Consider the following 11,648-nt stretch of genomic DNA (forward strand, 5'->3'; position numbering starts at 1 on the left):
CTAGATCGTTTGCATTTAGCTTTGCGGACAGCTCGCCGTTTTTGTTTTTCAGGTCAAATTTGGCCTCGGCATCCGCTTTAAGCGCATCTTTAAACGCCGAAATTTGCGAGTTTGAAAGCTCAAGCGTAGAAAAATCGGTCTTTAAATTTCCGTTTGCTTTAACGTCGCCCGAAATTTTACGCCCGAGCAGGCTTTCGAGCTTCGCTAGATCGGGCAAATTCAGATTGAAATCGGAGTTTAAAGTTTTGTTTTTCAGATCAAATTCCGATTTTTCGGCGCTGATCTTGCCTAGCGTCGAATCGATCTTGCTTGCTGCTCGCAGGACGTCATTTTGCGCCGTGATGTCCGAGTTTAGCGTGATCTGCACGCCTTTTGGGATGGAGATATTCATATCTTTAAACGCAGATTCGTTTAGGATCAAATTTGAACTCTTGATGCTTGCGTTGCCATCTGCGCCGCCGCTGCTAGCCTTGATGTCCGAGAGCACGTCGATATTTCCTTTGACGTAGATCGGCAGAGAGACCACGGCAAGGGCTTTTTCGACGTTTAGGCCCTTAGCGTCGATTTGTAGATCAAGCGGACTAAGGTCTTTTAAATTTGCTAAAAATTTTACGTTGCTATCAAAAATCCGCCCGCTGCCGTTGATACCGAATTTGTCAAGATCGCCTAAAATTTGCCCTTTGAGGCTTAGTCCTTCGCTCGTTTTTATGCCGAGCTTGGCTAGATCGTGCGCGTTTGCGTCGTAGTTAAGATCGAAAGAGCGCGCAAAAAGCGAGTATTTGCCCTTTACGTTTACGTTTGCAGCGTCATTTACGTTGGCGCTGATGTCCAGATCGCCGAAATTTAGATCGAATTTCTCAAGCTTCACGTCAAGGCCGCTTTTTTCTTTGATCAAATTTTCTATGTAAGGCTTAGCTAGATTGTTTCCAAAATCGCTGAAAAATAGGCAGCCCGCGCCTACGATAAGCAGGATTAAAATTCCTGCGATTATGCCGAAAATTTTCATTTCGTCCCCTTAAAATTTAAAATTTGAGGGTATTATAGCCCTTAAAATTTAACATTTGAAATCTCAATACTTGAGTTTAAATCACTAAAGTTTTATAAAAATTTTTCATAAACTATTGACAAGAATATAAATTTTGCATATAATCTTAGCACTCAAACACATTGAGTGCCAATTTTAGAAATCACAAATCAAAGAAAGGACTGAAATGAAATTTCAACCACTTGGCAAGCGCGTTCTAATAGAGCGCGAGGAGGAAACAAAAAAGACCGCTTCGGGCATCATCATCCCCGACAATGCTTCAAAAGAGAAGCCTTCGACCGGCAAAATCGTAGCCGTCGGCAGCGAATGTGAAGGTGTCAAAAATGGAGATACCGTAGCGTTTGCAAAATACGCAGGCAGCGAGATTAGCTTAGATGATAAGAAATTTCTTATCTTAAATTTAGAAGATGTTTTAGGCATAATTAAATAAAAAGGATTGAAAATGGCAAAAGAGATTATTTTTTCAGACGACGCAAGAAACAAGCTTTACGCGGGCGTTAGGAAGCTAAACGACGCTGTAAAAGTTACGATGGGACCTCGCGGTCGCAATGTCTTAATCCAAAAGAGCTTCGGTGCTCCGGCGATCACAAAAGACGGCGTAACCGTAGCTAAAGAGATCGAGCTAAAAGACACGCTAGAGAATATGGGCGCTTCTTTGGTGCGCGAAGTAGCGAGTAAAACCAACGATCAAGCAGGCGACGGCACTACGACTGCGACCGTGCTAGCTCACGCGATCTTTAAAGAGGGCCTACGCAACGTAACTGCGGGCGCAAATCCGATCGAAGTTAAGCGTGGTATGGATAAATTTAGCGCTGCGGTTATTGAGGAGCTAAAAAAATCCTCTAAAAAAGTAAGTGGCAAAAAAGAGATCGCTCAGGTTGCTACGATCTCTGCTAATAACGACAGCGCGGTGGGCGATCTGATCGCAGATGCGATGGAGAAAGTCGGCAAGGACGGCGTTATAACCGTCGAAGAGGCAAAATCTATCAACGATGAGTTAAACGTAGTCGAGGGAATGCAGTTTGACCGCGGCTATCTAAGCCCATATTTCATTACAAATGCCGAGAAAATGCTAGTTGAGCTAAGCTCGCCGCTAGTGCTTCTATTTGACAAAAAAATTACAAATTTAAAAGACCTATTACCAGTTTTGGAGCAGGTTCAAAAAAGCGGCAAACCGCTTCTAATCATCGCCGAGGATATCGAGGGCGAGGCGCTTGCGACTTTAGTCGTAAATAAACTTCGCGGCGTGTTAAACATCTCTGCGGTCAAAGCCCCGGGATTTGGCGATCGCAGAAAGGCGATGCTTGAAGATATCGCAATTTTAACGGGCGGCACCGTCATCAGTGAGGAGCTTGGCAGAACGCTAGAAAGCGCCTCCATGGCTGATCTTGGACAAGCCGAGCGCATCGTGATCGACAAAGATAACACAACTATCGTGGGCGGCGCGGGCAAGAAAAAAGATATCGATGCGCGCGTTTCGCAGATCAAAGCTCAAATCGCAGAGACTACGAGCGATTACGACAAAGAGAAGCTTCAAGAGCGCATGGCTAAGCTTAGCGGTGGCGTTGCGGTTATCAAGGTGGGCGCTGCGACCGAAACCGAGATGAAAGAGAAAAAAGACCGCGTGGACGACGCTCTAAACGCAACTAAAGCAGCCGTAGACGAGGGTATCGTAATCGGCGGCGGCGCTGCGCTAATCAGAGCTGGACTTAGCGTAAAACTAGCCCTAAGCGGCGACGAGCTTATCGGTGCAGACATCGTTAAGCGCGCGCTTTTCGCTCCACTTCGCCAGATCGCAGAGAATGCGGGATTTGACGCGGGTGTCGTAGCAAATAAGGTCGAGCAGGGCTCAGACAAAAAATTTGGCTTCAACGCCGCAAACGGCGAGTACGTCAATATGTTTGAGGCAGGTATCATCGATCCTGTGAAGGTCGAGCGTATCGCGCTTCAAAACGCGGTCTCCGTCGCAAGTTTGCTTCTAACGACCGAAGCGACCGTAAGCGAGATCAAAGAGGAAAAACCTGCAATGCCTCCAATGCCTGATATGGGCGGAATGGGTGGTATGGGCGGAATGATGTAGAGCCCCATAGGAGCGTCATTCGGCGCTCCTATGCCATTGCAACGGCGCTGTGAGATTTGCAGCGTTCCGCAATGCCTTTGTGCGGCGATATTGTAGCTACACGCCGCTAGAATGATATGTGCCGCGTTTTGGATATGTCTAAGGCGCGGCGATTTATTATGAATTAACGATTAAGCGGTGTGATTTTTAGTCATTGCATGATCTCGCAAATTTCGTATCTCGCCGCAAATTTGCAGTTTTGCCGCTTTATTCTTTAAATTTAAAAACTTTATATGAGCTTGCTTTTTACCTTAAATTCTGACTTGCCACTCAAAATTTAAGCGCAGAATTCTAAAACTTTAAAATTTTTCAGCTCTCCCGCCTAAACACTTACAAGATAAAATTTTTGCCGTGACGTCATATTTTTAGTGTGATAAAATTCTATTGCCAAACAGAATCCTAGCTGCGGAATTTTTAAAGCTTAGCCTTTTGTTTGGCGATACGGCTTTGAATTAGAGCTGAGATTTCATAGCCTCACTCATTAAATTTAACGCGGCTTAATCTAAGCTTTGCTAAATTTCGCCTAAAATCCATGGAAAGGAAAACGATGAAAAATTTAGCTCGTATTTTTTTAATTGCGTTCATTTTGACGAGCTTCTCTAACGTTTTTGCTGCGCAGCAAAACCATAAATCGCCCGCCGCGTTGCAAAACCATAAATCTAAAATTTCATCTCAAAATCTGCGAGCTAAAGATCATTCGAGTAAAAATACCTCGGCAAGATCCTCTGCCGAGCCACATGCTAAAAAATCTGCAAATGCTAAAAGCCTTTCAAAATCCAAGCTTACAAAAAATACGCGTGCGTCTAGGAATTTCGCTAAAAATTCCACGCAAAAAAGTGCGAAAAATTTTACTAAAAATCCCGGGCAAAATTTCGCATCGCATTCTGCGAGAAATAAAGCATCTAGGCTCCTAGCCAATCAATCAAGTAGTCAGAATGGAGCTAGCAAGAGTCTAGTTGCGACGCTGATGCGTTTGCCAAAGACCCGCATCTATGAGGATGAGGCGCCAAACGCTCGCGATACGGAGCAAACTTACAGAGGCGCAGATATGCGGAGAAATGCAAGCGCGCAAACTCACGGAGGTGCAGATGAGCAGACTGACAAAACCGTAGACGCACGAGCTCGAAAATTAACGACGACTCGAATTGCACAGCCGCAAGCTCGCCACGGCTATAGTGTAACTCGTTCTGGCACTATGGGGCATACAGCTGCATCTCATTCGAGTGCCACGAAGTATACGGCTCGTCAAAATGCCCGCGCGCCCTATCTTCCCATATCTGCTCGCTCTAGCCGTGCGATAGGACGCCCTGGCGGTAGCGCGCTTAGTAAAATACAGTCGCCGGAGCGAAGTAATGCGCTAGGACAAGGTGCTGCGATGCGTTATGATGAGCGTTGGGCGAAGCCCGCTCCACAGCCGTACGAGCCTGCGCCTGAGACCGAGAAAAAGCGAGGGCTGATATTTTCGTCGCAGTGGGGCCCCGCCGCGCCGAAAAGTAAGTGGCAGCAGCACGAAGCCCCGACGGATGACGCTTCGTCGCGCAATGAGTCGGTGATGGATATGCTGCAGGACAAGATGAGCAGGGTCAAGGTGAATATGGAGTTGGTGCGCTAGCCTAGGCGGCACGCCGGCGCAATTTATATGCGTAGGCGGTTTAAATTTTGCTGCCTCTCGCGATACTGGCGCGGTGTGCAAACACGAACGGCTGACGTTTTTTCGGCTTTGCCGCCGTGCGAAACAATGCCCTAATGCTGCAATTAAAGATAGAATGTTCATATTTCGTCCACTTGCTTTGAATTTCACGGCTGCATGCTGCGCTGCTAGGATAAACCATACTGCACTCGTTTTGCGCGAGTGAGCGCTGCGACGATACTGTGGGTAAAATTTCGCGGAAATTTCAAAAGCTTAATTTTGTAATTTTATGTCGCAGGACTTCGCCCGTCTCGCCTACTAAATTCGCGAAATTTTGCTTGGCTGCGTGGTTTGATAAATTTTACTTGCCATCAAATTTTGTAGAGTTTCATTTGTTGTCGGAATTTTTAGAATTTTATTAGATGGCGAAATTTTATAAAACTCTATTTGCTCAAATTTCACGGCGAAATAAAATTTTTTGCAAGTGCGAAAGTAAAATTTAGCGGGTAAAATCCTGCAGGCAAAATTCTGCGGCGGCTAGCGAGCGCGAATTATTAAATTTTAACCCCGTTTTGAATAAAATAGCGCAAAAAATTCTAAAGGCTTAAATTTGAAAAATCGCTATCCGACCCGTCAAATCTCCGTCGGCTCCGTCAAAATCGGCGGCGGCGCGCCCATCTCCGTGCAGTCGATGAGCTTTTCTAAAACGAAGGACGTGGAGGGCACGCTAGAGCAGATAAACCGCCTGTATTTCGCGGGCTGCGACATCGTGCGCTGCGCCGTGCTCGATAAGCAGGACGCTGACGCGCTCGCACGCATCAAAAAAAGCTCGCCGCTTCCCATCGTAGCGGACATCCATTTTAATTTTCGCTTGGCGCTGCAGGTCGCGGAGTTTGTCGATGCTATCCGCATAAATCCGGGCAACATCGGCGGCAGGGAGCGTATCAAAGAGGTCGTGCGCGCGTGCAAAGCTCGCAATTTGCCTATCCGCATCGGCGTAAATTTGGGCTCTTTGGAGGAGCAGTTTGAGCAAAAGTACGGCCGCAGCGTGGAGGCGATGGTGCAAAGCGCGCTGTATAACGCCGCGCTGCTTGAAGATGAGGACTTTAGCGACATTGCGATCTCGCTTAAGACTTCGGACGCGCCGAGCACGGTGGCTGCGTATCGCGCGCTGCGCCCGCTATGCGAGTATCCTTTTCATCTGGGCGTGACCGAGGCGGGGACGAAATTTCACGCGAGCATCAAGAGCGCGATCGCGCTGGGCGCGCTTTTGATGGAGGGGATCGGCGATACGATGCGCGTGAGCATCACGGGCGAGCTTGAGGAGGAGATCCGCGTCGCGCGCGCGATCCTGCAGGATGCGGGCGTGCAAAAAAGCGGCGTCAATATCATCTCGTGCCCTACTTGCGGGCGTTTGCAAAGCGATCTGCTAAGCGCGATCAAAATCGTCGAAGAAAAAACCGCGCATATCAAAACGCCGCTAAATATCAGTGTCATGGGCTGCGTCGTAAATGCGATCGGCGAGGCGAAGGGCGCGGACGTGGCGATCGCGTTCGGCAACGGGCGCGGCATCGTGATGCGCCACGGCGAAGTGGTCGCTAAACTCGATGAGAGCAAGCTTGTGGAGCGGTTTTTGCAAGAGGTCGAGGACGAGGTGCGGGCTCGCGAAGGAGCGTGAGGGCTGCGGGGCCCCTAGCCGGTTAAAGCCGCTATGATTCGTGGCTTGGGTATTTCGGCTCTGAATTTTGGTGCGCTTGGGCTAGTTGTAGTTTGCTCGGCGTTTTAAGGCGCTCTCGGGCTCATCGCGGTTCGTTTAGGTTTATAGGTACAGCGCGTCTTGGCGTGAAATTTTAAAATTTCATCCTTAAGGTGGCGCTTTTAAATTTGAGCCTTTGGGGAGTGCGGCTTAAAATTTTGGTTTGCAATTTTAGGCTTGAAATTTTAGTACTGAAATTTCGTGTGAAATTTTTGAGTTTAAAATTTTGGCTTTGAAATTTCGTCTTGAAATTTCATTTTAAAATTTAAAACTCGCGATTTGAAGCGAAATTTTATAGAGTAGAATTTACCGCGCAAAATTTTAAGCGGTAGAACTCCGTGCCGCAAAGCGGAATCTTGACGGATGAGCTTCCGATACGCCGCGAAATTTCATCCGGCTGGATTTCGTCTTGCACCTAAAATTTAAGGCGAGCGAAATTTTAAGAGTCAAAATTTCAAAGGGCGACATTTCATCCGGCTGGATTTTAAAGTCAAAAATTCCGAGGATGAAATTTTAGATAGCAAAATTTAAGGCGGTCGAAATTATACAAATTCCTCCCGATAAAATTTTGCTAAGAGGCGAGATTTCAATTCTATAAAATTTAAAATTATCGCGCCGCAGAGATTTGCGGAAGCGAGCCTGAAATTTTATAGAATTTAAATGCGAAACGAGGGGAAGCGATGGCAACGAAGCAGAATGTGCCTGCAAATTTATACGATCTGGATATGGAGCGCGCGATTTTAAGCTCGCTTTTGCAAAACGAGGACGCATACGGCGAGCTGAGCGAGATAATCTCGGTCGGCGATTTTTTCTACAAGCCGCACGCCGACATCTACGAGGCGATCGTCAAATGCTCCTCGCACAACGAGCCGATTGCGCCGAGCTTCGTTAAAAAATGGCTAGCCGAGCGCTACGACGATGGCGCATTTACTGAGGTCGTAGCCACTAGCGGCGTGGTCGATGCCCCAAAATACGCGCTCGAGTTGCGCGAAAAATCGATCAAGCGCTCGCTAATCAAGGTCGCGCACGAGATCCCTTCGATGGTAAACGAAGCCGTGCGCAGCAAAGACACTGCCGATAAAATCAGCTCCAAAATTTACGAGCTCATCGACGAGGAGCGCCACGGCGGCATCAAAAAATCGCACGAGATTATCGCCGACGTGGTGGAGGAGCTGAAACGCCAAAAGGCACTCGCAGGCTCAGAGCTCGTGGGGCTAGATACGGGCTTTCGCTTCCTAAACGACTGCACGAAGGGGCTAAAACCGGGCGAGCTCATCATCATCGCCGCCCGCCCTGGCATGGGCAAGACCGCCTTTGCGCTAAATTTGATGATGAAAACGCTGCAAAGCGGCAAAGGCGTCGTATTTTTCTCGCTCGAGATGCCCTCCGTGCAGCTGATGTATCGCATACTAAGCGCGCTTAGCTCGATCCCGCTAAGCGACATAATGAGCGCCAAGCTCAGCGACGACGACTGGACGCGCTTCAACGACGCCTGCGATGCGGTGCTGAATATGCCGCTTTTCGTCTATGACAGCGGCTACGTGAACATTCACCAAGTCCGCACCCAGCTGCGCAAGCTCAAATCTGCAGACGCCAATATCGAGCTTTGCGTGATCGATTACATCGGCCTTATGACGAGCACGAGCAACTACTCCGAGCGCCACCTGCAAATCGCCGAAATTTCGCGCGGGCTCAAGCTTTTGGCGCGCGAGCTCAACATCCCGATCATCGCGCTGTCACAGCTAAACCGCTCGCTCGAGGCGCGCTCGAACAAACGCCCGATGCTAAGCGATCTGCGCGAAAGCGGCGCGATCGAGCAGGACGCCGACATCATACTTTTCGTCTATCGCGACGAGGTTTATAAAGAGCAGATGGAGCGCGAGCGCATTTCGCGGCTGGAGGCCGAGGGCAAGGACGCGGGCGAGCCCGTGTTTAGGCGCAACGACTATCAGGAAAAAGCCGAAATCATCGTCGGCAAAAACCGCTCGGGCGAGGCGGGCAGGACGATCGAGGTGGGCTTTCAGGGCAGATTTACCCGCTTCGTCGATACGAGCTTCGGCGGTGAGCCCAGCGAGAGCGCGATCTTTAACGAAAACGACAATCTCGACTACGTCTCGCAGCTGCAAGATCAGGGCTTTGAGGAGCCAGTTGAGCAGCATCCCGATACAGCGCAGAATTTGCAACAGAATTTAGCGCAAAGCTTTAACGGCGCGGAGAGTTTTAACGAAGCGCAAAATAGTGGCGTAAGTTTAAACGAAAGCTCTGCTGGTGCTCGAAATTCCAGGGTAAATATCGATTTTGACGAGATGCCTAGCTTCGGCCAAAGCAGAGGGCAGAACGGCGAGGAGATAGACGGCGAGTCTAAATTTAGCGCAGAGCATGGTTTGGCAGAGGTACAGCGCGCGGCACAGAACGCACCGCAAAAGCAAGAATTTAAGGGTCAAAATTTAGATGATACGAGAGCGGGCGGTATCGCGCCTCAAACAGAGGGCGCGCATAAAAATTTAGCGGGCACTCCGCGAGGCGCAAAAGACACATCGCGGGGCACAAAAGGCGCGCAGCAAGGTGAAGAGGGTGTATCGCAAAGCGCGGGGAGTGCGCAGCGAATGGATGTTTTAAATTTTGAAAGAGGCGAGGGCGATGAACTGCCTTTTGAAGCGCAAGAGGACGAGGCGAAATTTAAACCCGCGCCGCCTTTAAATATCGAAGAGATGGGCATTCCAAAGATTAATGAGGCAAACAGGCTCGATGACGACGACGCGCCGCTGGATCTGTGAAATAGCGCTTAGGCTCGCGCTGATCGTTAGCGTTTTTTGTTTCGCGCTTTACGCGCAGGATTGGGACGACGCAGGCTTTTGCGCGCTGGCGGCGTTTTGGGCTTATGCGTTATTTCAGGTGCTATTTAGCTTTTTTTACGAGGCGAAGCAGCGCGCCAATGCGGCGCTATTTCGCAGCAGCGGGACTTTGATTAAAATTTTTAGAGGCAGGTTGATAAGCGGGGTTTTAGCCTTCGCGGGCGCGGTCCTCTTGAGCGTCACTTTGGCGCTAGGCCTAGCGGATCTGCGCGGCGCGGAGCTATTCGTGACGCTCGCGGCGCTGCCTGCAGCTCTTGCTCTGATGCGCCTGGCGGTGCTGAAGCTCAGTCTAAAAGAGATTAAAAATCCTAGAATTTTATCGCTCAAACTTAGCATTTTGCTGCTCGCCGCGCTTGCCGTAGCGGTAAATTTCGCTATAAATTTAGCCTATTTGCGGCTTGCAGACGCTACGGGTTCAGCCGCACACTCTTTAAATTCCGCGATAAATTTTACTCCGCCCGCCCGCAACGCCGCATCCATGGGAAATTTCGCGGCAAACGACGCTTCCGCGCCCGTCGGAAATTTTGCAACAAATAACGCCGCTAAATTCGCTAAAAATTCCGCTGCGAACAACGCCGCCATAGTTGTGCGAAATTCCGGGACGAGCAATGCCGTCAAGCCCGCGCCGGATGCCGCCAAAAAACCTACCGCTTCGCCCGCAAATTTTAAAGCGGGCTCCGTCAGAGCGGTGCACGCCTCGGCTAAAAATTCAAAGGCAGATCCCGCCGCTGCGCCGCAGACCTTCGCCAAAAATTCTACGACTAGTCCCGCCGCAGCGCAAAATTTAAATTTAGCTCAAACTCCCACCGCAACGAGTATGGTCGCCGACAGTTCTGCTGAAAAATCCGCGACAAACTCCACATCGATAGCCGAAATTTTTGAAATTTTAAAATCTACCGCGCCGCAAGTGCACTTTAGATCCGCTCTGCTAAATGAAATTTACGCTTTGAAATTTTACAAAAACGCGCTGTTTGATCTGGCGCTGTCGCAGAGCCCTAGCGCGCTAAAAATCGCTCTTTTGTTTCTGATCTGCGCGGGAGATTTCCTCTTTTACTGCGCGATCTTGCATCTTTGCGCCTTCGTACTTTTTATGTCGCGAGCAGCAGCCGTGCCCAAAATAGGGCGCTTTAGCGGCACGATCTTTGCGCTTGCTTACGTCACGCTGTGTTTGATCTGCGCCGCGCAGACGCGCACGGCAGCGAGCAGGGCGGAGGACGTACATCCTAAAAGCGCGGTCGAGACGAGCGTGCAGATCGTACTACAAAGCGGCGAGCGGCTGATCTTAAGTGCGCGCGAGGCGGACGCGCTAAGAGGCGAGCTAAACGCTACGCGCTTTGCTGCGGAGGCAAACGCCGCATCCGCGCTAAATAGCTACATCGACGCCGTTTATGACGAGGGCGCGAGGCTTAGCGCGCAGAAAATGGCGGATTTCAATTACTCGTTTCTAAGCGATTATCTGGTGCTGTGGCACGGCGTGTGGGACGATGACGCGGGGGCGTATCTGAATGAGAAATTTGCGGGCTTTGTGAGCGAGAGTTTTCCGAAAGATTTTGGCGAAAATATCGCTAAAATAGCTGCGGCAAACGCCAAAAATTATGAGAGTTCGCTAAATTTTACGCTCAAAAAATACGGCGCGAAAATCGATCTCAACGTCACGCAGAGCTTCAACCTAAAAAGCAAGGCGTATCGCGCGAGCGGGACGGGGCTGGGGGCGCTGGGCGGCGTGCTGGGCGCAAAGCTGATAAGCAAGAGCCTCGCTAAAACTGCGGCTAAAACGGGCGCGAAGACCCTTACCAAAGCGGGCGCCAGCGCAACAAGCGGTAGTGCGGGGCTCGTGTGCGGTCCGGGCGCGGTGGTGTGCGTGCCTGCGTTTGCCGTAGCTACGTGGTTTGGGCTGGATTTTGCGTTTGCCAAGGGCGACGAGGCGCTGAACCGAGAGGAGTTTGAAGCTGCGATCGTGCGCGATATGATGGCGGCGAAAGAGGAGCTAAAGCACGCGCTGGCGCAGGATTTCAACGCGACGATAGATGAAATTTCGAGTGAAATTTTAAATTTAGACGGGAAGTAGGGCAGCGGATTATGCCTGCGCAACTTAGACCCGTTGCGAGCGAAATTTTACGACGGATTATGGAGCTTTCGTGCGTGGCGGCCGGCGAAATTTTAAAATTTAATCTAAGCGCAGGCGGGACGGGATTACGGCGCACTTATTGCGCTACCGCGCCCAAGCGATACAGGCAGTCCTC

6 protein-coding genes and 1 pseudogene are annotated in these 11,648 nt (G+C 49.9%); 6 read left to right on the forward strand and 1 reads right to left on the reverse strand.

Annotated elements, in window-relative coordinates; all coding sequences use genetic code 11:
- Positions 1 to 1,006: pseudogene (locus tag Q0605_RS04735) on the reverse strand (hypothetical protein); the annotation flags it as partial.
- A gap of 205 nt (positions 1,007 to 1,211) precedes the next feature.
- Between Q0605_RS04735 and groES the strand changes: the two are divergent.
- From groES to Q0605_RS04765, 6 genes are all read left to right on the forward strand, one after another.
- On the forward strand, positions 1,212 to 1,475 hold the full coding sequence (gene groES, locus Q0605_RS04740; RefSeq protein WP_295151472.1) for a co-chaperone GroES: 264 nt from the start codon (positions 1,212 to 1,214) through the stop codon (positions 1,473 to 1,475).
- Between the two features lie 12 nt (positions 1,476 to 1,487).
- Positions 1,488 to 3,125, forward strand: coding sequence for a chaperonin GroEL (gene groL / locus Q0605_RS04745; protein ID WP_298704713.1), 1,638 nt, complete (start codon positions 1,488 to 1,490; stop codon positions 3,123 to 3,125).
- A gap of 586 nt (positions 3,126 to 3,711) precedes the next feature.
- A complete protein-coding gene (locus Q0605_RS04750; RefSeq protein ID WP_298704715.1) occupies positions 3,712 to 4,776 on the forward strand; it encodes a hypothetical protein in 1,065 nt (354 codons plus the stop codon).
- Between the two features lie 628 nt (positions 4,777 to 5,404).
- The gene (gene ispG / locus Q0605_RS04755) at positions 5,405 to 6,472 is read left to right on the forward strand and encodes a flavodoxin-dependent (E)-4-hydroxy-3-methylbut-2-enyl-diphosphate synthase (RefSeq protein WP_298704717.1); all 1,068 of its coding nucleotides are present in this window, start codon (positions 5,405 to 5,407) and stop codon (positions 6,470 to 6,472) included.
- Between the two features lie 758 nt (positions 6,473 to 7,230).
- Positions 7,231 to 9,327 carry a replicative DNA helicase gene (locus Q0605_RS04760; protein ID WP_298704719.1) on the forward strand — a complete coding sequence of 699 codons (2,097 nt, stop codon included), beginning with the start codon at positions 7,231 to 7,233 and terminating at the stop codon, positions 9,325 to 9,327.
- Complete coding sequence (locus Q0605_RS04765) at positions 9,281 to 11,473, forward strand: hypothetical protein (protein ID WP_298704721.1); 2,193 nt, start codon at positions 9,281 to 9,283, stop codon at positions 11,471 to 11,473. Before Q0605_RS04760 ends, Q0605_RS04765 begins: the two co-directional genes overlap by 47 nt.
- Positions 11,474 to 11,648 lie beyond the last annotated feature (175 nt).

It is taken from the genome of uncultured Campylobacter sp. (assembly GCF_938017705.1).
Classification (GTDB): domain Bacteria; phylum Campylobacterota; class Campylobacteria; order Campylobacterales; family Campylobacteraceae; genus Campylobacter_B.